The 21,826-nt window shown below is 56.3% G+C and carries 22 protein-coding genes, 1 other RNA gene and 1 riboswitch; of the genes, 9 read left to right on the top strand and 14 right to left on the bottom strand.

The genetic code is table 11. The features are described from left to right. Positions 1–72: 72 nt before the first annotated feature. The 13 genes from tpx to R6U90_RS01590 all read right to left on the bottom strand — a co-directional run bounded on the left by tpx (position 73) and on the right by R6U90_RS01590 (position 14,557). Positions 73–570: a thiol peroxidase gene (gene tpx, locus R6U90_RS01530; RefSeq protein ID WP_410350891.1), complete on the bottom strand. Its 498-nt coding sequence runs from the start codon at positions 568–570 to the stop codon at positions 73–75. A 64-nt stretch (positions 571–634) separates the two neighbouring features. Next, complete coding sequence (gene gcvPA / locus R6U90_RS01535) at positions 635–1,999, bottom strand: aminomethyl-transferring glycine dehydrogenase subunit GcvPA (protein ID WP_410350892.1); 1,365 nt, start codon at positions 1,997–1,999, stop codon at positions 635–637. Between the two features lie 44 nt (positions 2,000–2,043). After that, positions 2,044–2,439: a glycine cleavage system protein GcvH gene (gene gcvH / locus R6U90_RS01540; protein WP_410350893.1), complete on the bottom strand. Its 396-nt coding sequence runs from the start codon at positions 2,437–2,439 to the stop codon at positions 2,044–2,046. 30 nt (positions 2,440–2,469) lie between these two features. Beyond that, positions 2,470–3,561 (bottom strand): glycine cleavage system aminomethyltransferase GcvT, encoded by a 1,092-nt coding sequence (gcvT, locus tag R6U90_RS01545; RefSeq protein WP_410350894.1) that lies wholly within the window; start codon positions 3,559–3,561, stop codon positions 2,470–2,472. A 44-nt stretch (positions 3,562–3,605) separates the two neighbouring features. After that, positions 3,606–4,529, bottom strand: coding sequence for a lipoyl synthase (lipA, locus tag R6U90_RS01550; protein WP_410350895.1), 924 nt, complete (start codon positions 4,527–4,529; stop codon positions 3,606–3,608). A 145-nt stretch (positions 4,530–4,674) separates the two neighbouring features. Next, a riboswitch (glycine riboswitch) is annotated at positions 4,675–4,762 on the bottom strand. 298 nt (positions 4,763–5,060) lie between these two features. Continuing rightward, positions 5,061–6,659 carry an ABC transporter permease gene (locus tag R6U90_RS01555; RefSeq protein ID WP_410350896.1) on the bottom strand — a complete coding sequence of 533 codons (1,599 nt, stop codon included), beginning with the start codon at positions 6,657–6,659 and terminating at the stop codon, positions 5,061–5,063. Between the two features lie 118 nt (positions 6,660–6,777). Continuing rightward, on the bottom strand, positions 6,778–7,776 hold the full coding sequence (locus R6U90_RS01560; RefSeq protein ID WP_410350897.1) for an extracellular solute-binding protein: 999 nt from the start codon (positions 7,774–7,776) through the stop codon (positions 6,778–6,780). Between the two features lie 123 nt (positions 7,777–7,899). Continuing rightward, positions 7,900–8,508: an SAM-dependent methyltransferase gene (locus R6U90_RS01565; protein WP_410350898.1), complete on the bottom strand. Its 609-nt coding sequence runs from the start codon at positions 8,506–8,508 to the stop codon at positions 7,900–7,902. A gap of 48 nt (positions 8,509–8,556) precedes the next feature. After that, positions 8,557–9,783, bottom strand: coding sequence for a cation:proton antiporter (locus R6U90_RS01570; protein ID WP_410350899.1), 1,227 nt, complete (start codon positions 9,781–9,783; stop codon positions 8,557–8,559). Positions 9,784–9,885: 102 nt separating this feature from the next. Further along, entirely contained in the window at positions 9,886–11,073 is a 1,188-nt protein-coding gene (locus tag R6U90_RS01575; RefSeq protein WP_410350900.1) for a UbiH/UbiF/VisC/COQ6 family ubiquinone biosynthesis hydroxylase, read from the bottom strand. Continuing rightward, positions 11,070–12,323, bottom strand: coding sequence for a 2-octaprenyl-6-methoxyphenyl hydroxylase (gene ubiH, locus R6U90_RS01580; protein WP_410350901.1), 1,254 nt, complete (start codon positions 12,321–12,323; stop codon positions 11,070–11,072). Before ubiH ends, R6U90_RS01575 begins: the two co-directional genes overlap by 4 nt. 145 nt (positions 12,324–12,468) lie before the next feature. Further along, the gene (pepP, locus tag R6U90_RS01585; protein WP_410350902.1) at positions 12,469–13,776 is read right to left on the bottom strand and encodes a Xaa-Pro aminopeptidase; all 1,308 of its coding nucleotides are present in this window, start codon (positions 13,774–13,776) and stop codon (positions 12,469–12,471) included. A gap of 217 nt (positions 13,777–13,993) precedes the next feature. Continuing rightward, a complete protein-coding gene (locus R6U90_RS01590; protein ID WP_410350903.1) occupies positions 13,994–14,557 on the bottom strand; it encodes a UPF0149 family protein in 564 nt (187 codons plus the stop codon). A 190-nt stretch (positions 14,558–14,747) separates the two neighbouring features. Between R6U90_RS01590 and R6U90_RS01595 the strand changes: the two genes are divergently transcribed. The 7 genes from R6U90_RS01595 to R6U90_RS01625 all read left to right on the top strand — a co-directional run bounded on the left by R6U90_RS01595 (position 14,748) and on the right by R6U90_RS01625 (position 18,231). After that, positions 14,748–14,954, top strand: coding sequence for a TIGR02449 family protein (locus tag R6U90_RS01595; RefSeq protein ID WP_410350904.1), 207 nt, complete (start codon positions 14,748–14,750; stop codon positions 14,952–14,954). After that, positions 14,947–15,264 carry a cell division protein ZapA gene (locus R6U90_RS01600; protein ID WP_410350905.1) on the top strand — a complete coding sequence of 106 codons (318 nt, stop codon included), beginning with the start codon at positions 14,947–14,949 and terminating at the stop codon, positions 15,262–15,264. The genes R6U90_RS01595 and R6U90_RS01600 overlap by 8 nt, the downstream gene beginning before the upstream one ends. Positions 15,265–15,286: 22 nt before the next feature. Further along, a non-coding RNA gene (ssrS, locus tag R6U90_RS01605) (6S RNA) lies at positions 15,287–15,468 on the top strand. Positions 15,469–15,897: 429 nt separating this feature from the next. Continuing rightward, positions 15,898–16,506, top strand: coding sequence for a 5-formyltetrahydrofolate cyclo-ligase (locus R6U90_RS01610; protein ID WP_410350906.1), 609 nt, complete (start codon positions 15,898–15,900; stop codon positions 16,504–16,506). Positions 16,507–16,589: 83 nt separating this feature from the next. Beyond that, on the top strand, positions 16,590–17,054 hold the full coding sequence (locus R6U90_RS01615) for an EVE domain-containing protein (protein ID WP_410350907.1): 465 nt from the start codon (positions 16,590–16,592) through the stop codon (positions 17,052–17,054). A 483-nt stretch (positions 17,055–17,537) separates the two neighbouring features. Next, positions 17,538–17,780, top strand: coding sequence for a hypothetical protein (locus tag R6U90_RS01620; protein WP_410350908.1), 243 nt, complete (start codon positions 17,538–17,540; stop codon positions 17,778–17,780). A 76-nt stretch (positions 17,781–17,856) separates the two neighbouring features. After that, positions 17,857–18,231 carry a hypothetical protein gene (locus R6U90_RS01625; RefSeq protein WP_410350927.1) on the top strand — a complete coding sequence of 125 codons (375 nt, stop codon included), beginning with the start codon at positions 17,857–17,859 and terminating at the stop codon, positions 18,229–18,231. 246 nt (positions 18,232–18,477) lie between these two features. Here the strand turns inward: R6U90_RS01625 and ilvA are convergent, their stop codons facing one another. Beyond that, positions 18,478–20,253, bottom strand: coding sequence for a threonine ammonia-lyase, biosynthetic (gene ilvA / locus R6U90_RS01630; protein ID WP_410350909.1), 1,776 nt, complete (start codon positions 20,251–20,253; stop codon positions 18,478–18,480). Here ilvA and rpiA point away from each other — a divergent pair. Further along, on the top strand, positions 20,147–20,803 hold the full coding sequence (rpiA, locus tag R6U90_RS01635) for a ribose-5-phosphate isomerase RpiA (protein ID WP_410350910.1): 657 nt from the start codon (positions 20,147–20,149) through the stop codon (positions 20,801–20,803). The genes ilvA and rpiA overlap by 107 nt on opposite strands. Positions 20,804–20,860: 57 nt before the next feature. Then, complete coding sequence (locus R6U90_RS01640; RefSeq protein WP_410350911.1) at positions 20,861–21,061, top strand: DUF2905 domain-containing protein; 201 nt, start codon at positions 20,861–20,863, stop codon at positions 21,059–21,061. Positions 21,062–21,826 lie beyond the last annotated feature (765 nt).

Consider the following 21,826-nt stretch of genomic DNA (forward strand, 5'->3'; position numbering starts at 1 on the left):
GCTGTAATTCAAAATTTAACATTCAAAACTCAACATTTATCAAAGCCTTTGCGCCTCTGCGTTGGGTTTTCTTTACAGTGCCGCCAGGGCCTTGTCGTAATCCGGCTCCTGGGCAATTTCCGGGACCATTTCGGTATAGACCACCTTATCGTTTTCATCCAGTACAACCACGGCGCGGGCGGTGATACCGGCCAGCGGCCCGTCCTGGATCAGTACACCGTAGTCCTTGGCAAAGTTCTTGTCGCGCATCATGGACAGCGGAATCACGTTATCCAGCTTCTCGCCGGTACAGAAACGGCCCATGGCAAACGGCAGATCGGCGGCGATGATTAACATCACCACGTCATCCCGCCCCCTGGCGGCTTCGTTAAATTTATGGGTCGAGGTCGCGCAGACCGGGGTATCCAGACTGGGCACGATGTTTAACAGCTTTTTCTTGCCCTGGTAGTTTTCCAGACCGACATCTTCCAGCTCAGCAGTGGTCAGTTGAAACGCCGGGGCAGTGCTGCCGACAGCTGGCAGGTCGCCGTTGGTATTGATAGTGTCACCTTGTAATGTAATCTGTGCCATGACGCTCCTCCTTACAGGATGGGTTTGGCTTGTGCCGTTTTTGGTTTCGCGACCAGTCCCCCGGTTAAAGGTGGCTGGCGATACGCTCAAGCGCTTCGACAAAGGCATCGAGATCAGCCTCGGTCTTGGTTTCGGTCGCACACAACAGCAAACAGTTATCCAGTTCGGGATACTCTTCTGCCAGCGGGTAACCGCCCACGATGCCCTCTTCTGACAGGCCGTGCAGGACTTCCTGCACCGGCTGCTTCAGTCGTACGACGACCTCATGAAACACCGGGCGGTCGAACACTTTTTCGGCCCCGTCGAGTTTATCGACCAGCTTGTCCGCCAGTGTCACCGTGTTGACATGGCTGTGGCTGGCGACCCGTTGTAACCCCTGGGGACCGAGCAATGACATATAAATGGTGGCCGCAGTCACCAGCAGGCCCTGGTTGGTACAGATATTGGAAGTGGCCTTGGAGCGACGAATATGTTGCTCGCGGGCCTGCAAGGTCAGGGCAAACCCTTCCTTGCCGTCCAGATCTACGGTGCGGCCGATAATCCGGCCCGGCATCTGGCGCACATAGGTCTGGCGACAACACATGAAACCGAAATAGGGGCCGCCGGAAGAGAGCGGCGCGCCCAGCGGCTGGCCATCGCCGCAGGCAATATCAGCGCCGATCTCGCCCCATTCACCGGGCGGTGCGATCAATGCCAGCGAGGTCGGGTTAACCACCGCAATCACCAGGGCATTGTGCTGATGTGCCCAGTCGGTCAACGTGTTGACCTCTTCCAGGTTGCCGAAGAAGTTAGGCTGAGGAATCACCAGCGCAGTGAAGTCGCCGGGATCTCCGGGTAGTGACTCGGGGTCGATAATACCGCTGTTGCGATCATAGTCGAGGTCTTCGAGGACCATGCCCTGATTGTGTACGATGGTGTGTGCCACCTTGCGATAGGACGGGTGCACAGTACGCGGCATCAGGATGCGTTTGGCTTTCGATTTGCGATTGGCGCGAACGGCCATCAGTACGGCTTCGGCCAGCGATGAGGCACCGTCGTACAGCGAAGCATTGGAGACATCCATGCCGGTCAGACTGGCCATCATGGTCTGATACTCGTACAGCAACTGCAACGTTCCCTGGCTGGCTTCCGCCTGATATGGCGTATAGGCCGAATAGAACTCGCCACGGGTGGTCAGCTCCCATACCGCCGCCGGAATATGATGCTCATAGGCACCGGCGCCCAGAAAACACAGTGTCCGAGCATCCTGATCGGCGCGCTCGTGCATCACCCGGGTGACTTCCATTTCATTGGTACTGGTCGGCACCTCTTGCAGACCGGCACTGCGCAGGTTATCCGGGATTTCGTCAAACAGCTGGTCGATACTGTCGGCCCCGATGGCCTTGAGCATTTCAGCAATATCTTCTTCGGTATGGGGTATAAACGGCATTCTGTTTACCTGGTTACGTCAAAGTTCAGTTTGAAGACGGCGTTTCAGTGTTCGTCTTCCGCGACGACCTCGGCATACGCGTCGGCATCCATCAGCGCATCATAGGCGCCTTCATCTTCAGGCTTGAGCTTGAAGATCCAGCCGTCGCCATAGGGATCGTTGTTGATGGTTTCCGGCGCATCGGCCAGGGATTCGTTGCTTTCGACCACTTCGCCGGCGATCGGGCAATAAACATCGGAAGCGGCCTTGACCGATTCGATCACCGCGCAGTCATCACTGTCTTTAAAGCTACTGCCGACTTCGGGAACTTCGACAAACACCAGATCACCCAGCAGTTGCTGGGCATGATCGGTAATACCGACGACCAGCGTTCCGTCTTCTTCGCGTTTGACCCATTCGTGGGACTTGGTGAACCGCAGTTCCTGGGGAATATTGCTCATGATTTTTATCCTCTGAAATGTTCTGAATACTTAAACGTCGATACAGGCTTTGCCGTTGCGCACAAACGGCGGTTTGACAACCCGGGCGGTCAACGGCTTGCCGCGCACATCCACCTGGCAATGCGTGTCGACCGAGGCCGGAACCCGGGCAAAGGCAATCGACTTGCCCAGGGTCGGAGAAAAACTGCCGCTGGTGATCTCGCCGGCCTCCTGGCCGTCGACCATCACCTTCTGATGATCGCGCAATACGCCGCGATCTTCGAGCACCAGCCCGACCAGTTTCTGTTTGACGCCGTCGGCCTTCTGTCTGGCGATGGCGGTACGGCCGATAAAGTTCCGATCTTCGGGTTCCCAGGCTACGGTCCAGCTCAGGCCGGATTCCAGCGGCGTGGTGTTCTCATCCATGTCATGGCCGTACAGATTCATCCCGGCTTCCAGGCGCAGCGTATCGCGCGCGCCCAGGCCCGTTGGTTTGACACCGGCCTCGACCAGTTGTTGCCAGAAACCCGCGGCCTCATCCGCCGGCAGTAAAATCTCATAACCGTCCTCACCGGTATAACCGGTACGCGCCACCTTGAACTCCCCCAGCTCGCGCATGAAAAACGGTTTCATGTCCGCCAGTTTGTCAGCGGCGCCGCTGCCCAGTACCTGATGCGCCTTGTCTCGCGCATTGGGGCCCTGAACCGCAATCATCGCCATGTCGTCGCGCACCTTGACGTCGACATCGAAGGGAGCGGCCTGTTTTTCGATCCAGGCCAGATCCTTGTCGCGGGTCGCGGCATTAACCACCATCCGGTAAAACGTATCATCCAGATAATAGACGATCAGATCATCAATCACCCCGCCCTGCTCGTTGAGCATGCAGGTATACAGGGCCTTGCCGGCAGTCTTGAGCTTGTCGACATTGTTGGCCAGCAGATATTGCAAAAACGGTTTGACCTTCTCACCGCTCAAATCGACGATGGTCATGTGCGAGACATCGAACATGCCCGCATCCTGGCGCACCTGATGGTGTTCCTCGATCTGCGAACCGTAATTGATCGGCATGTCCCAGCCGCCAAAATCGACCATTTTGGCGCTGGCGCGAAGGTGTTCCTCATACAGTGGTGTGCGATTACCCATAAGCCTGGTTACTCTAAAATCAGGTGGAAAGACGGAACAGACAATCAGTTTTGCTGTTCTTCAGCATGATAGGAAGAACGCACCATCGGGCCGGACTTGACCCAGCCAAAGCCCAGCGCCCTGGCCTGCTTGCCATAATCATCAAACTCGGCCGGTGACAGATAGCGTTTGACCGCCAAATGATAGCGACTGGGGCGCAGATACTGGCCGATAGCGATGCGGCTGACGCCAACCTCGCGCAGATCGCGCAAGACCTGGAGCACTTCTTCGCGGCTTTCGCCCAGGCCCAGCATGACGGCAGATTTGGCTTCGACGCCCGGTTGCAGAGCGGCCAGGCGTAACATCTCCAGCGAGCGCTCATAGCTGGACCCCTTGCGCACCTGTTTATAGAGTGACGGCACCGTCTCCACATTATGCCCCCAGACCATCTGCAGTTCGCTGGTCGGATGCACTGCCTGGCGCAGCGCGGCGTTCATAATCTCGATGGACTGCGCCTGACAACGATGAAAATCGGGAGTCAGCAGCTCGACCCCAATTTCCGGCTTGTCGCGGCGCAGGGCCTTGACGGTCTCAGCATAGATGGTGGCCCCGCCGTCGGCCATGTCGTCGCGATTGACCGAGGTCAGAACCACATAAGCGAGTCCCATATCACGCACCGCCGTGGCAATGCGTTCCGGCTCCTGATCATCGAACCAGCCGGGACGGCCGGTCTTGACCGCGCAAAAACCGCAGGCCCGGGTACAGGTGTCGCCCAGCAGCATAAAGGTGGCCGTGCCCTGGCTCCAGCACTCGCCGCGATTGGGACAACGGGCTTCCTCGCATACGGTGTGCAGCGTATTGCTATGTACGTTACGCGCAGTGTGAGAATAATTGACGTGATTCCCGAGCGGCTGGCGAATCCACCGGGGCATGCGCCCGGCATTTGGCTCGTGGGAGAAATCGAAAACTGGAATGACTTTATCGCTCATGGTGCCCGGTCAACCTTTAAGTGGTGAAAATAAAAAAGGGCGAAACAGAGCAGTTTAGCTGCCTTGTTTCGCCCCTCTGTCCTTTCACCTGAGAGCTTCAGCCCCTTCGGTGCCTCGCATTATCGAGGTCTCTCCAGAGTCAGCCTTGTTCCCTGCGGTCCTGGTGCCTGAGCGATTCCGGGCGGTTGCGCCTTCGGCGGCAGGTCAAGCCTGCACTCTCCCACAGGGTAGTGGCTTATAGGATCATCTTAACGGGTTGGGAAAGAGATTCCAAGGTGAATCTGGGGAAATACTGGTGATATTTATTGGGTCTTTGCCAGAAATCAGAGATTAAAACCCAACGCAGAGGCGCAGAGAACGCAAAGTTATATTTGTTTGTGCTGCTGTTCATCATGCTGATCATTGTTGAGATATTTGGACAATCCCGAATGTCGTAGTCAGAGGCGTGTTCGTTGTTCTCGACAGATAAAATTATTTTCTTTGCGCTCCTCTGCGCCTTTGCGCCTCTGCATTAAAAATTTTCTCCAATGGTCAGCGATGTTTGACCGGGCGCATGAGGAACCAGAGGACCGGCAGGGTGCCTATAACCAGCATCAGGGCGGCGGGGGCAGCCAGTTCGAGCATCTCTTCGCTGGCTTCGATCCAGATGCGTACCGGCAGGGTATCGAAGCCGGTGGGACGCAGGATCAGGGTGGCCGGCAGTTCCTTGAGGGTGTCAATGAATACCAGCACCCAGGCACTGATCATACCGCCGCGGATCATCGGCAGGATGATGCGGCGCAGGTTTTCCCAGGTGCTGGCGCCGAGGCTGCGGGCGGCCTCTTCCATCGAGGGCGTGAGTTGTTGTGCCGCCGCCTCCTGGGCCTGGATAGCCAGCGGTAAGAAGCGGATCAGCATGGCGATCACCAGCACTGCCAGACTGCCATAGAGAATATCCACCTGGCTTAACACAAAGGCCAGAATCCCCAGCGCGATCACCGGTCCGGGCAGTACAAAGCCAACGCTGGAGACATGCAGATAGGCCTGGCTCAGCCAGCTACGTTCCCGTGCGTGGTAGAGCGCCACAGGCAACGCCACAACCACGGTCAGGCTCGCGGCCAGCACGCTGACCAGCAGGGAATTCCCCACGTAACCCCAGAACCGATCGCTGATGAGATCCTGCATCCACGCTTCCCAGCTCCAGATCAACATCCAGAGAATGGGCAGAATAAAGGCAAACAGGGCAATCAGACCAAGCCAGAACCAGATGGCAACAATCTCCATGCGCGTGGCGCGACGGGCGGTATACCTTTTGGCCTGTGCCGTACCGTAATAACGCTGGCGATTCCGAAAAAAGCGCTCCAGAATTAAAAAGGTCAGGCTCAGGGAAACCAGCACCAGCGATAACCCGGCCGCCGCGTTATAGTCAAAGCGACCGGTCATCTGCAAATAAATACTCAAAGTGAAGGTCTGGTAGCGCAGCATGCTGACTGCGCCAAAATCCGACAAGACATGCAGCACGACCAGCGCCAGCCCTGCTGCAATCGCCGGACGCATCAGCGGCAGATTGACCCGCCAGAAGACCTGGGCCGGACGCGCCCCCTGAATGCGGGCCGCCTCTTCCAGGTTTTGCTGGGAACGGGACAGGGAATCCTGCACCAGCAAAAAGACATAGGAAAAACCGGCCAGCGTCAGAATAAAACTGACCCCCACCACGTTAAAGAGATCCGGTATTGCCAGCGCCTGGCCAAACAACCATTGCCAGGCCTGGCCGATCCAGCCACTATCATCGAACATCGTGGTATAGATATGCGCAAACACATAGGTGGGAATGGTCAATGGCAAGACCATCAACCAGATGGCCAGCCGCCGGCCCGGAAACTCCCGCCGGGTAATCCACCAGGCGGCGGACACGCCGAGTACCATGCTGCCAAGCCCCACCAGTACTGACAGGGACAAGGTATTCCATAAGAGTCCCGGCAGCCGACTGCTCCACAGACCGGCCCAGCCTTCGCTGTCCAGTTGCAGGCTGCTGTAAATCACAAACACCAGGGGAATCGCCGCCAGTAATACCACCAGGAGCGACAGGGCGCCACGCAGGGTCATGCGACTATTGAACAGCGGCAGAGTAACGGTTTGTGTGACACTCAAATCGGCAATCTTCAACACATACTTGCGGGTTAAACGCGTGACCGCCCGGTACCCGGGCGGTCAGGTAAAATCTTTTGAACCGGTAACGGCGCACCGTTACCGGCATAAGCTACGGGGGTTACGGCATACCCACTTCTTCGATCAGATCCAGCGTGGCGTCGCGCATGTCACCCAAACGAACCATCGGTACATCGGCTACCTTGTAGGAGTCGAGCGGCGGCACTTGATCGGCGGCCGGGACACCCGGGCGCGTCGGATATTCCCGGTTCACCTCGGCAAACAGCTTCTGGCCCTGTTCGGATACGGCAAAGGCCAGGAATTTTTCCGCCGCTTCAACTTTCTGGCTATGGCGACTGATTGCAACGCCGGCCACGTTCCAGGCCACACCCATGCCGTTCTCCCCCTGATCCGGAATAATCACCTTCAAAGGCGCATCAGGATGCTGTTCCAGATGGCGATAGATGTAATAGTGATTGACCAGTCCAATCGCTTTTTTGCCATCCGCAACCGCCTTAACAATCTTGCTGTGTTTATTAAACACGCTGCCGCCTACATTTTCTTTCATGCCCTGCAGCCAGTCACCGGTCGCCGTCTCGCCGGCAGTCAGCATATAGACGGTCACCCCGGCAATAAAGCTTTCGTTACCGCTATGGGTGATGGCCAGTTTGCCTTCCAGGCGCGGATCGGCCAGATCAAATACCGATTTGACGAAATCGGTTGCCGACTGTTCGCTGTTGGCCACCAGCATGCGGGCCCGGGCCGAGAGCCCCAGCCAGGTATTATCCGGTGCCCGATAATTGGCCGGAATCACCCCGGCAATCTCGGCAGAAACCGGGCGAAACAGCCCCATCTCGCTCCCTTTGTGCAGATTGCCGGCATCATTACTGATATACAGATCGGCATCGGTTCGCTTGCCTTCCAGATTGAGCTTGTTCAGCAAGGCGGTGGAACCTCCGGCATGCAGCAGAACCTTGATGCCGGTCTCTTTCTCAAACGCCTCGACAACCGGTTTGACGAATTTGTCCGATCGGCCGGAGTAGATCACCAGCGGATCGGCAGCCAGTGCTTGCAGGGAGAAAAGCCCTGCTAAAAATACAAGTAAAATACGTGATTTCATAAGTCGCCTACCTACATATATATAGAATGCCTGTTTTATTGAATGATAATTATTATCATTAGCAAAAGCAACAGGCATTGACTCTGTAATTGAGAAAAATTTCTCCTTCCGCTCCAGCCTATCTCAGGGCCGGGTGGCAATCAGGCGTATCACGGCCGCGGATCCCTGGTGGTATTTTCCCTCGGCCAGCCGGGTTTCGAGCGACTCGAGCCGCTCGATCTTTGCCCCGGCGAAGTCAGCCCGCAACATCGCCCGGGTAAACAGCATCTCCGGGAAGGGCGGACCGCCGGACGGGTACTCGATCTGTTCGGGATTAAATCCTTCGAGAAGGATCGTGCCACCGGGTTTCAACGCCGCCAGACAGGCTCGATGAATAAATCGCCGACCCCCGGGTTTAAAATGGACAAAGATACTCACCACAAAATCGTATTCGTCGACCGGCCATTGCCATTGCGTCAGATCGGCAGAAATCGTGTGCAGGGTTACACCGGCCTCGCGCGCCATCGCACGGGCCTTGGCCAGCCCGGTTTCAGACTGATCCCCTGCACTCACCTGTAACCCCTGGCGGGCCAGCCAGACGCCATTACGCCCTTCTCCCTCCCCGATCAGCAGGACGGTCTGTCCCGGTTGAAAACGGGCCTGCCGGGAAACCAGAAACGCGTTCGGTTCCGTGCCGTAAGCAAACCCTCTTCGGCATAACGGGTTTCCCAGAATGATCGTTCCATACAGCAAAAACTCCTGTGTTTTACACCGATAACGAGATGCGCGGCCGGCCCCCTTTTAGTCCCCGATATGACGAACCAGGGAGCGAAAGGTCAGACCCTGCACCACAACAGCAAACAGCACGACCACCGCGGTGACCAGCACCAGCACCTCACGCGCTTCGCCGGCCGGCAGGGACAACACCAGCGCGATACTGATCCCGCCGCGTAATCCGCCCCAGGTCATGATCTGAACCGAACCCGGCGTCTGGGCACGAAACCGGCGTAAAACGGTCACCGGCAATCCCATGGCGATAAAACGGCCCAGCAACACCAGCGGCAATATCGTTAGCGCGGCCAGCAGATATTCCATGCGAAAACCGGGCAACATGACTTCCAGGGCCAGCAGCACAAACAGGACCGCATTAACCAGCCCGCCGATCAATTCCCAGAAGTCGTGCAGATGCCGGCGCGACTTCTCACTCATCGCCAGTAGAGTGCCATGGTTACCCAGCACCAGCCCGGCTGCCAGCAATGTCAGGGGCCCGGACAAGGCCCCATGTCCCGCCAGCACCAGCGCGCCAACCACCAGCGCCAGCAGAATGAGAACTTCCACCTGATAATGATCCACATGTCGTAACAGGCGATAAGCGGCCAGCCCGATAAGCAGACCGAATAACAGACTCCCTCCCACCTGCCAGATTATCTGTTCGGTTATCGCAATTCCCCCGGGGGCGTTCACCATTGTCATAAGCACCAGAACCAGCGCAACCGCCAGGCCACCTGCAAGCACCGACTCGCCCGCCATGCGATGCTGCAATTCAGAGGAAATCCGGGCCCGTGTCAGCAGGCCGCGCACCATCACCGGATCGGTCGGCGCGATCAAGGCACCGAACAACAATCCATATATCCAGGGTAAAGTGATGCCAAGACCGGCGAGGATGATCCAGCTGAGTGATCCGATCAATAATACCGCTATCCCCACTCCCGGGATGACCAGCGCCAGAACGATCCAAATCTGCCGGGTCAGATCGGCCAGGTTCAAACGCAACGCACCGGCGAACAACAACAGACCCAGCAACCCCGACACCAGAGGTTCGTACATCGCCTGTCCCTGCAACCAGACCTGCGCCTGCACTGCAGGCCCGGCCGGTTCAATCCAGACCCCCAGCGCCAGAATCAATGACCATAACAGGGCCATCAGCACCAGTCCCAGCATGAGCGGCAGGTGCAGATAGCGTTCATTCAAAAACGCAAATCCGGCCATCAGCACCAGCAACACTGCGGCAATATCAAGGGGATCCATAAGCGGCCACTATAACTGCAATGATAAATTTTGAATGTTGAATTATGAATAAGTCAGATCATCGTATTAAAACCTGACAAACCCGCATTCAACATTCAGAATTCAAAATTTTCTTTCTCCCATCGCCTGCTGCATGATTATCTTTTTGATGGGTGCGAGGCGGTTGGTGAGATTCAGTCCGCTATTGCGTAACCAGCGCAATGGCCGCCACTGACTGCCGAACAGGCGATTGAAACCGTCCATACTAATTAACATGGCCCGGTTATCGGCCCGACGCCAGCGCTCGTAACGACGCAGTACCGTCCGGGCACCGAAGTCCCGGTGTTGCTCATGTGCCTCCCGGATCACCTGCGCGAGGGATTCGGCATCGCCAAAACCGAGGTTAACCCCCTGTCCGGCCAGAGGATGAATGGTGTGGGCTGCGTCCCCCACCAGCGCCAGACGCGGCCGGATGTAGTGTTCGGTTTCAAAAAAGCGCAGGGGGAACACGGCGCGCGGACCACAGGTGTCGATGGCTCCGAGGGCATAATCGAAACTGGTCGCCAGGGTTTTGCAAAAAGCGGGCTCGTCCATCTCTTTCAGTTGCAATGCCTGCTCCGGTGAAGTGGACCAGACAATCGAACTGTAACCGTCGTTCAGCGGCAAAAACGCCAGCGGCCCGTCGGGCATAAAACGTTGCCAGGCCGTTTCGCGATGAAACTGTTCGGTCTTTACATACGTCACCAGCGCGGCCTGATCATAATCCCAGCCGCGCACACTGATTCCGGCCTGGCGACGAACCCACGAATTGCCGCCATCGGCACCGACCAGCAGTTTCGCCGTCAACGCTTCATCTTCCTCCAGCAGCAGGCGAACCTGCTTGTCCCCAAACTCAATCGCCGTCGGACTCAGCGGGGCCAGATAGTCGATATTCTTCGCTGCGGCGATTTGCCGATGCAGGGTTTTGATCAGCACCCGATTCTCGACAATGTGCCCGAGCGTTGCCGCGCCCAGTTCGGCGCTGTCGAAGTGAATCACGCCGTCGCCCGTCGCATCCCAGACATGCATCTCGCGAAACGGACTGACCCGCTCGCCATAATCGCCGGGCCAGGCATTCAGCTGGTGTAAAAATGCTTCGCTGGCACGAGTGATAGCACTGACCCGCAGATCAAATCCCACGGCCGGCCAGTCGGCCTCGACACGTTGCGCATCGAGCAGCGCGATACGCAACGGGGTATCGGCCAGGGCACAGGCCAGGCTGGCGCCGACCATGCTGCCGCCGACAATGATCAGATCATAATCGCGGCTCACAGTTTCAATCCCCGGCCCAGGCGCGGCAGTTTGCCCACATACCCCATGGCATGACGCACCAGCTGTTTTTTCAGCGGCGGCAGAATATCCAGCAGCGTCAGCCCCAGATTGCGCGCCACTGCCAGTGGCAGGAAGTTATTGGAAAACAGACGCACCAGACCATCCGTTGCCAGCGAGGTCTGCAGATGATCCCGTCGGCGCCATTGCGCGTAACGCCGCAGTACATTCAGCTCGCCGATGTCTTCGTTTTGTGTCAGCGCCTCGGACAATACCTGGGATAACACCGCCACATCACGCAAGCCCAGGTTGAAGCCCTGTCCAGCCACCGGGTGCAGGGTATGGGCAGCATTACCGATCACCGCCAGACGCGGACGCACATGCTCGCGGGTTTGCAAAAACTTGAGCGGATACAGATGCCGCTGACTGGCGCGGGTAAAATACCCGGCCCGCTCGCCAAAGCGTTCCTGCAGTTGCGACAAAAAGATGGTCTCGTCCCACTCCTGTACCGTCTCGACCTGATCCGGTTTGAGCGTCCAGACCAGGGCGAAGGCGTTGTCGTTGCCCTGCTCATCGCGCATGGGCAACAGGGCCATCGGCCCGCTGTCGGTGAATCGTTCATAGGCAATATTACGATGCGGACGATCGACGGCCACATTGCTGATCAGCGCCGACTGATGGTAATCCAGCATGAAGGTGGCAATCCCGCTGTCGTTACGAATAAACGAATCCCCGCCATCGGCGGCCACCACCAGTGCCGAGGTGATCTCGCGCAACTCGCCGTCCTGTCTTAACACCACTTTGGCATGCGTCGGAGCAAACTGGACGGCCTTGACACTGGCCGGGCAGAGCAGCGTCACATTACTCTGCTGTTCGAGTTGCCGGGAGAGTGCCGCACCCAGGATCCGAATCTCGGCCACATAGCCCATCGCCGCCAGTCCCTGTTCGGCGGCATCCAGGTGTGCACTGCCGGCATGACCCCGATCGGATACATGAATTTCCTGAATCGGGGTCACGCCCTGCGCTTCGATCGCGGCCCACAACCCCATAGCGGCGAAGATCTGTTGCGAACCGGCGGCCAGCGCCACGGTGCGCGCATCGAAACCGGGATGCTGTTCGACATTAAAAGAATGTGCCTCGACCACGGCAATCCGCAGGTCGCTGCTGCCAGCCAGCGCACACGCCAGACTGGCACCGACCAGCCCACCGCCAACAATGATCAGATCAAATTCATTCGGTTTTGGCGTGCTCACCCCGTTATTGCCTCTTCGAAGGGAAATAATACGAGAAAACCCTCACCGGACTTTTATTACGCATCCACATTCACTCCTGATATTCCCGGGCCCGTGTTCCGGGTCCGACAAGCCCCTGCTTGATGGACAAAGTCAATAACGGGGCTCATTCAGCCATCAATGCCTCGATCTCGTCGGGATCCTTGGGCGCATCACGGGTCAACACTTCACAACCCTCCCGGGTCACCAGCACATCATCCTCAATACGAATGCCAATGTTATGCCATTTTCGGGCAACCTCACTGTGGCGCGCCGAGATATACAACCCCGGTTCGATGGTCAGTGTCATCCCCGGTTCCAGCACGCGCCATTCGGTATCCACCTTGTAGTCACCCACATCATGCACATCCATACCCAGCCAGTGGCCGGTCCGGTGCATGTAATACGGTTTGTAGGCCTGCTCCTCAAGCAGTTTTTTCAGGCTGCCCTTCAAAATTCCCACATCCTTGAGTCCCCGGGTAAGCACTTTGAGCGCCGCTTCATGCGGGTCGTTCCAGTGATTGCCCGGTTTGACCTGTTCGATGGCCGCGTACTGGGCCTCAAGGACAATATCGTACAATGTGCGTTGCGCCTTGCTGTATTTACCGTTAACGGGAAAAGTGCGCGAGATATCCGCAGCGTAATAATCGTACTCGGCACCGGCGTCTATCAACAATAAATCGCCGTCATTCAGGGACGACTGATTTTCGATGTAATGCAGGATACAACCGTTGGCGCCCCCGCCGACGATGGACGGGTAAGCCGGAAACCGGGCCCCCTGTTGCATGAAGGTATGCAACAGCTCGGCCTCGATCTGATATTCATACAACCCCGGCTTGCAGTTTTGCATGGCACGAATATGGGCCTGCGCGGAGATCCTGGCCGCCTTGCGCATCGCCTTGATCTCCTGGCTGCTCTTGTACAGGCGCATATCGTGCAGGTGATGTTCCAGCGAGACAAATTCACCCGGTGTATGAATCCCGGCGCGGGACTGTTTGCGCAGACGATTGACCCAGCCGATCAACCGCTGATCGAAATCCGGGCTCGCGCCCATGGTATAAAACACCCGCTCTTTGTTCTCCAGCAACCCGGGCAGAATGTCATCGATATCATCGATGGGAAACGAATCATCCGCCTTGTAACGTTCCACCGCCCCTTCCTGACCGGCGCGCGGCCCGTTCCAGACCTCCATATCGGGGTCGTTCTCGCGACAGAACAGAATATACTCGCCGTGCTCGCGCCCCGGCACCAGCACCACTACCGCCTCCGGTTCGGGAAAACCGGTCAGATAATAGAAGTCACTGTCCTGACGATACTGAAACTCCGTATCGCGATTGCGCATACGCTGCGGCGCCGCCGGCAGAATCGCCACCGAATCGGGCCCCATCAGCTCCATCAGGTGCTTGCGGCGTTTGGTAAATTCCTGTGTATTCATAAAATAGTTACAAGTTGTCAGTTACCAGAATCCAGGTTCAGTGACGAGGGCCGAGGTACGAGTGACGAGGAAAAACTTCTCAGTCGGAGGCTGTAGGAGGGGCTTTTAGCCGCGACAGATCGTGCGGTTAGCAATATCTATCGCGGCACAGCCGCCCCTGCGAACCTTTGGGGTTCGCCTTCCTCGTCACTCGTACCTCGTCCCTCGGCCCTGTGTTTTAATGTATCGGCCCCTCGCCGGCCTTGGCATACTGGCTACGGAACTCTTCGCGAAACAGCAAAACACCCATGCGCAGATATTCGACCAGTTCGGCATAAGCGGCTTCATCCTCGCCGTCCTCCTCGAGCTCATAGCCTTCGGCGCGGGAGATTTCCAGCATGTCCTGGATGATTTCGGGCAGTTCACCGGGCAGGTTTTCCGGTTGCTGGATTCCGCCGGCGGCCAGGCCGGTCAAAAAGCCCTGGCACCAGTGCCCCAGCGCTTCCACTCGTACCGGCAGAGCAGCCTCGTCGTGGGGTAACAGTAAATGGAACTCGAACTGTTCACTGTCGAACTGTTTGCGAGTCTCCTCGAACAGGGTCAACAGCGGTTCGGGCGTCGGCGCCAGGGCATCCCGGCTCGGGCCGGTGAGTACCATGGCCAGCCAGCTGTCGACATCCAGTCCCTGGATGGTGCAGAACATGGCGCACAACAGGCCGTGGCTTTCCGCCGCTTCGGTGTCGGCACCCTGGATATGCAGTGCATCGGCAACCAGGTCAAAATCGGGAAGGGATTCGGTCATCTATATAAGGTATATGGCAGCTGAAATTGAGAGGATAAGCCATTTGCTTCATGAGCAACAGTCACAGGCGCCAAATGACGCTTTTTGGCTGAACGGCCCGTTGACCCTGCCCGGCCGCCGCTCTATATTGAGTCCTAGACTGAATTTGCGTCCCGAATCAGCGATAACAACGACTTATAAGTGATATTTGATGGACGAACTGGACCTGAAAAAGCTTGAAACCCGCGTCGATGACCTTATCAAGGCTGTAGACCGGTTGCAGCAGGAAAATAAAACCCTGCGCGACAGCCAGACAAACCTGATGTCGGAGCGCAACCAGCTGGTGGAGAAAACCGAGCTGGCGCGCAGCCGGGTCGAAACGATGATCGAAAAACTCAAGGCAATGGAAAATGAGTGAAAAGCCGGCCAACACGGTAACGGTGCATATTCTGGACAAGGAGTACCTGATCGCCTGTCCCGAAGAGGAAAAGCACGATCTGATGCGCTCGGCCGATTATCTGGATATGAAGATGCGCGAGATCCGCGACAGCGGCAAGATCATTGGCACCGATCGCATTGCCGTAATGGCCGCGTTGAATATCTCTCATGAGCTACTGACACAGTCCGGGCCCGACAGCAAAATGGACAGTGATGTCAGTGGCCGCATCAAGGGCATTCAGGACAAGATCGAGGATGCCCTGTTCAAAACCCGGCAGATGGAAATCTGACGCCGGTAACCGAGTCAATGGGCGCCCCCTGCGGTATGCGTGAGTCGATTGGGATATTCTTGAGCCGATAAACACATCCCCGGGAGCCGAAATTCGGTGTTGTGTGCAAGTCCGGCCCGACCGGAAAGCCTGATACACCGGAAGACGCTCCCACCTTGAACCCCTGGTTCAAGACGAAAATCACCACGGTACAGGTGGGGGCGCGCCCACCCTATCAACAAACCGCGTCCTGCGTCCGAAGGACGCAGGAGCGAGGGACGAGGTACCAGGGACGAGTGACGAGTAAAAGCACCCTGATCCGAATATCTGTAGGAGCGCCTTCGGCGCGACAGGTCATACGGTCAGCAAACTCTCTCCCGGCGTCCTTCGGACGCAGTTACGAGGTACGAGTGACGAGGAAGATCAAAACCCGGTCCAAATGATCCGCTCCAAAGCATCTTCATGACTTCCGACTCAGCACTCAGCACTCAGCACTCAGCACTCAGAACTCAGAACTCAGAACTCAGAACTCAGAACTCAGAACTCAGAACTCAGAACTCAGAACTTTCAATATCTTCGGTGGTTAAATTTCCCAATCCACGGGTCCCCCCACCCTCGGATGACATAAATCGTTGAAAATATTACTATCACATCATGACCGACCGAAAATCCCTGCGCTTTAACATGCGCGACAGGCGCCGCGCGCTATCGATAGAGGAACAGCATGCGGCATCACTGACACTGTCCGAACACCTGGCCGCACATCGGATGTTTCATCTGGCGCAGCGCATCGCCTTTTATCTGCCCAACGACGGGGAAATCGATCTCACCTGGCTGCTGGAATACGCCTGGCAACACAACAAGCAGTGCTATCTGCCGGTACTGGGTCCGCGCAATGGCCGGCGCATGTGGTTTTTGCCCTATCGCCCCGACACCCGACTGATTCCCAACCGCTTTGGTATTCCTGAACCGGCACACAGCCGCCGTGATCGGCTGTTCAGTCCGATGTCGCTGGATCTGGTCCTGATGCCGCTGGTGGCGTTCGATCATCACGGCAACCGCGTCGGTATGGGCGGCGGGTTTTACGATCGCACGTTCGGTTTTCGCCGTTACCGGCGTCACTGGCAACGACCCAGGCTGGTGGGAACCGCTTACGCATTTCAACAGGTCGCACAGATCGAATCAGCCATCTGGGACGTGCCACTGGACGGCATCGTCACCGAACAGGGCCTGCTCCGGTTTCAGTCCGATAACAGCGACTGATCTGCCGGGGCAAATACTGCAGCGGGCACCCCGGCGACAAGATTTATGAAATAATCCCGGCCACGTTCCAAGAGGAGATGCGCATGAATTACTGGCTGATGAAATCCGAACCCGATGTTTTCGGCATCGATGATCTGGCCGCGATGCCACGCAAGACCGACCACTGGGACGGCGTGCGCAACTATCAGGCCCGCAACATGATGCGCGACGAGATGAAAAAGGGCGATCAGGTCTTCTTTTACCATTCCAACTGCAAGGAACCCGGAGTCGTCGGTATCGCGGAGGTCGTCAAGGAAGGCTACCCCGATCACACCGCCTGGGATCCCAAATCCAAGTACTACGACCCCAAGAGCGACCCGGAAAATCCGCGCTGGTACATGGTCAACATCAAGTTCGTGCGCAAATTCCAGCGTACCGTCACCCTGCAGGAGATGAAACAGGAGAAAGCCCTGGAAGGGATGAAACTGTTACAGCGCGGTAACCGCCTCTCCGTCATGCCGGTCGACAAAAAACACTGGCAACATATCCTGAAAATGGAAAAACGCTGATCCCTCACCCGGGTCATTCGACAATCAAGCGGTCCCCGGGCCGCTTTTTTGTTATAGAGCAGCCAAACAACGTGAGCGACCGGCCCGATCAGCCGTGTTCGAACCGATCCAGGTCGATATACCAGATCAAGGCGATAAAAATTGCATCATGCAATAATTTTATGCGTTATCGGGTTGCCTATCGCGAGTAGTCCCCCTCTTTTGATGTCATAAGAAACGATTAGCAGCCAATAACGAGGGCGAACTGTCTTCGTTTACCGCGAAAGAGTCTTCTATTTCTTTCCATAACGAGAAAATAAACTCACGAAGCGCAATTTCCTTGTTCAGAAGCCATGTCGGCTTCACTCACGGGTGGTTAAAACGATGCGATAGGCTGTTGCTCTTTGAAAATCTATCTCGCACAGCCTTTCAGAGACGTTTACAACGTCCTCTTCTGGCGATCTTGCAACATCGAAGTCATAATCGCCCGCAACAGTGCCAATCATGGCACTCAAAAGGCAATACAACAGACATCAAAAGTCGGGACGCATGCCGACCATTGCCGCGATGAACCAATCAGGCGCAACCAAACCCGAATATTTGCTTCCACTTCCCTTCATCGGCAAAATTTTTCTTCTTCAATTCAAAAAAATTAAAAAATTTTTCCCCGGGGTCGTTATAAAACCGGAAATCTGGCGTATCGAAGCCGAAATTTATACAATACAAGCGCTAACAGTAAAAAATTAATTTGCATTACTAGCATTTTTATTCTAGTTGGCTATACTCTGCTAAACTCAGTGCTCAACTCGGAGGGTTATTAACCATGGCAACGAAGAAAAAAGCCAAAAAGAAAGTCACGAAGAAGAAAACCGCTTCTCGCAAAAAAGTAGCGAAGAAAAAAGTCGCCAAGAAACGGGTAGCCAAGAAAAAGACCGCTGCCAAAAAGAAAACCAAGAAAAAAGCCAAGAAGAAAGTAGCCAAGAAGAAGGCGAAGAAAAAAGTCGCCAAGAAAAAGGCCAAGAAAAAGGCCAAAAAGAAAGTAGCCAAAAAGAAGGCGAAGAAAAAGGTCGCCAAGAAAAAGGCCAAAAAGAAAGTAGCCAAGAAGAAGGCGAAGAAAAAGGTCGCCAAGAAAAAGGCTAAAAAGAAAGTAGCCAAAAAGAAAACCAAGAAGAAAACAGCCCGTCGCAAGAAAAAATAGGCGATACCGGCTGTAAAACGGGAGAAATCCCGCGAAATTGGGGTTACCGGCGACGGTAGCCCCTTTTTTTTGGCCGCAGGCCAAAAAAGGGCCGAGGTACGAGGGACGAGTGACGAGGAGAACCAAAATCCAGCTGGACCGGGGGGTTGTAGGAGCGCCTTTGGCGCGACAGGCCATGCGGTCGGCAAAGTCTCTCGCGGCGTAGCCGCTCCTACGATCAACGAGCCTGTGTGCCGATTTTCCTCGTCACTGCTCCGTTCCTGACAGGAACAGAGCGTTCGCGGGATTGTCGGTCTCATCCCAGTAGCGATACCCGATTTCATCAAGGAAGCGTTGCAGCATAGGCTCTTCGTCGGGAGGGACCTGCATGCCGACCAGGACACGGCCGTAGTCGGCGCCGTGATTGCGGTAGTGAAACAGGCTGATGTTCCAGTGTTCGCCCATGTGGTTGAGAAAACGCAGCAGGGCACCCGGACGTTCGGGGAATTCGAAACGGTACAGGCACTCGTGTTTCACCCCGTCGACCCGACCGCCGACCATGTAGCGAATATGCAACTTGGCCATCTCATTGTCGGTCATGTCCCTGTAGGGATAGCCGCCCGCCTCCAGCTGAGCAAACAGTTCATGCTTTTCCTGCTCGCCATGGAGCATCTGCACGCCGACAAAAATATGTGCCTGGGCGGGATCGGCGTAGCGGTAATTGAATTCGGTAATGCCCCGCGAGCCAATGGCTTCGCAGAATTTGCGAAAACTGCCGGGTTGTTCGGGAATGGTTGCCGCGAACAGCAACTCGCGACGCTCACCCAGTTCGGCCCGCTCGGCCACGTGGCGCAGGCGATCGAAGTTCATATTTGCGCCGCTATCGATAGCAATCAGGGTCTGGCCCCGTACGCCCTTCTCTGTCGCGTATTTTTTTACGCCGGCGACAGCCAGCGCCCCGGCCGGCTCGGTGATCGAACGGGTATCATCAAAGATATCCTTGATAGCGGCACAGATCTCATCGGTGGTGACCAGGATAACCTCGTCCACATACTTCTGTGCCAGGCGAAACGGCTCCTCGCCCACCTGACGCACGGCAACGCCGTCGGCAAATATCCCGACCTGATCGAGGCGAACCCGTTCACCCTCCCGCAAAGCGGTATACATACCTGGCGCCTCTTCCGGTTCGACCCCGATGATCCTGATCTCCGGACGCAGAGTTTTCACATAGGCGGCAATCCCGGCGATCAGGCCACCGCCACCAACCGGCACGAAGATCGCATCGATCGATTCGCACTGGGTCAGCAGCTCCTTGCCGATAGTCCCCTGCCCGGCGATCACCAGCGGGTCATCATAGGGATGAATGAATATCAGATCCTGTTCTTCGGCCCGTTCCATGGCGTGACGATAAGCATCGTCATAGGCATTGCCATGCAATACGGTATTCGCGCCCAGGGCCCTGACCGCGGACTGCTTGATCTCGGGAGTGGTTCGCGGCATCACAATGGTCGCATTGATCTGCAGGCGTTTGGCCGCCAGCGCCACGCCCTGGGCGTGATTACCGGCCGAGGAGGCAATCACCCCACGCTGGCGTTGCTCTTCGGAGAGATGAATAATCCGATTGTAGGCGCCACGCAGCTTGAAGGAGAAGACCTGCTGCAAATCCTCGCGCTTGAGCAGGACAGTATTGTCCAGCCGCTCGCTCAGACGCGGTGCCGGATCCAGCGGGGAATGGATCGCCACATCGTAAACCGGGGCGGCGTTAATCATGTCGACATATTGCTGAGTCATAGTCTGCTGCTTATGGGGGCCTGCCGGAATGGTGACTTTCTGGCCGTCACTTGTGGATACCAGACCGGTATGCCTAATATAATGACCTGTGACCCGATCAACAATGATACCGGCCCGAAAACACGGCCTGGCAGGAGTAAAAGAGATGACACAGGACGAACTGAAGCAGCTGGTTGCCCAGGCCGCCATCGAACATGTGGTGCCAGGCACCATCATCGGCGTGGGAACCGGCTCCACCGCCAATTTCTTCATCGATGAGCTGGCTAAAATCAAGGGCAAAATCGACGGCACCGTCGCCAGCTCCGTGGCCAGCGCCGAACGACTGAAGGAACATGGTATCCCGGTTTACGATCTCAATGCCGTGGACGGAATCTCCGTCTATGTGGATGGCGCCGACGAGGCCAACGAGCACCTGCAGCTAATCAAAGGCGGTGGCGGCGCGCTGACCCGCGAGAAAATCGTCGCCGCCGCGAGCAAGAAATTCGTCTGCATCGCCGACGAATCCAAGCTGGTCGGCGTACTCGGCGCCTTTCCGCTGCCGGTGGAAGTCATCCCCATGGCCCGCAGCCTGGTCGCGCGCGAGATCGTCAAACTCGGCGGCGAGCCGGAGCTGCGCCAGGACTTCACCACCGACAACGGTAATATCATCCTTGACGTCCACAACCTCGAGATCATGGAAGCCGTCAAACTGGAGCAGACTCTCAACAACCTCACCGGTGTCGTCACCAACGGCCTGTTTGCCATGCGTCCCGCCGACGTGCTGCTGCTCGGCACCAAGGACGGCGTCAAGACGATGGAATAAATTCCATCGTCAGTGACTAGCAGCTAGCGACTAGCCGCTAGAATCTGGTAGCTATACATGCCACGAATCCTGATCACCCTCGGCGTTATCCTGATTCTGGCCGGCCTGCTCTGGCCCTGGCTGAGCAAGCTCGGCCTGTTCCGGTTGCCGGGGGATATTCATGTCGAGAAGGAAAACGTCCACTTCTATTTCCCCATCACCAGCGCGATCATCATCAGCATCGTGATCAGTGTGATTCTGTGGTTTTTTAAAAAATAGTGCTGAGTGCTGAGTGCTGAGTGCTGAGTGCTGAGTGCTAAGTGGCAAGTATAACTGCGTTATCAGATAGTGCGTAGGAGCGGCTTCGCCGCGATAGATCTTGCCAACCGCACGATCTATCGCCGATAAAATCGCCTCCCACAAACAAGCAAGGGCCTGTTTTGTCACTGTGGGAGGGGCTTTCAGCCGCGACAGCCTGGCTAGCCGCACGATCTATCGCGCCGAAGGCGCTTCTGCAACTTCAGATCAAATGATATTTTTCCTCGTCACTCGTTCCTGGCACCTCGTCCCTGCGCCCGAAGGACGCCGATCAGGTAGGCCCGATATAGCGAAGCGGTATCGGGCATTTTTCGGGGTGCCGGACACCGCTGCGCTTTGTCCGGCCGACGTGTTTTGGTCTTGAGAAGGTTTTCCTCGTCACTCGTCCCTCGTAACTCGGCACTGGAACCATAGCGCGTACACGAGATATCAGAAAAAAGTTTGACGTTAGTCCGGAAGAAACCGCCGGGGATAGGAAAGGGGACAGGAAATTGGACACTGACAGCCTGATCAATCGGAGAAGATTCTTCAGGCTGTCAGTGGTTGCCTCCAAAATTCGAGTGACGGGGCCTTGCCTACCCCGTTACTCTGCCTTGCCATTTATTTTTATTGTCATCCATGTTGTTTTTAGTGCTTCCTGCTTCACATGGGAGATTTGGCGTCCTCCTCCACTTGATCAGGTTGACGCACATACAGGAGACGATCCTTATCCGTTTTTATTCCCAC

Source organism: Thiohalophilus sp. (assembly GCF_046483665.1).
In the GTDB taxonomy this organism is placed as follows: domain Bacteria; phylum Pseudomonadota; class Gammaproteobacteria; order UBA6429; family Thiohalophilaceae; genus Thiohalophilus.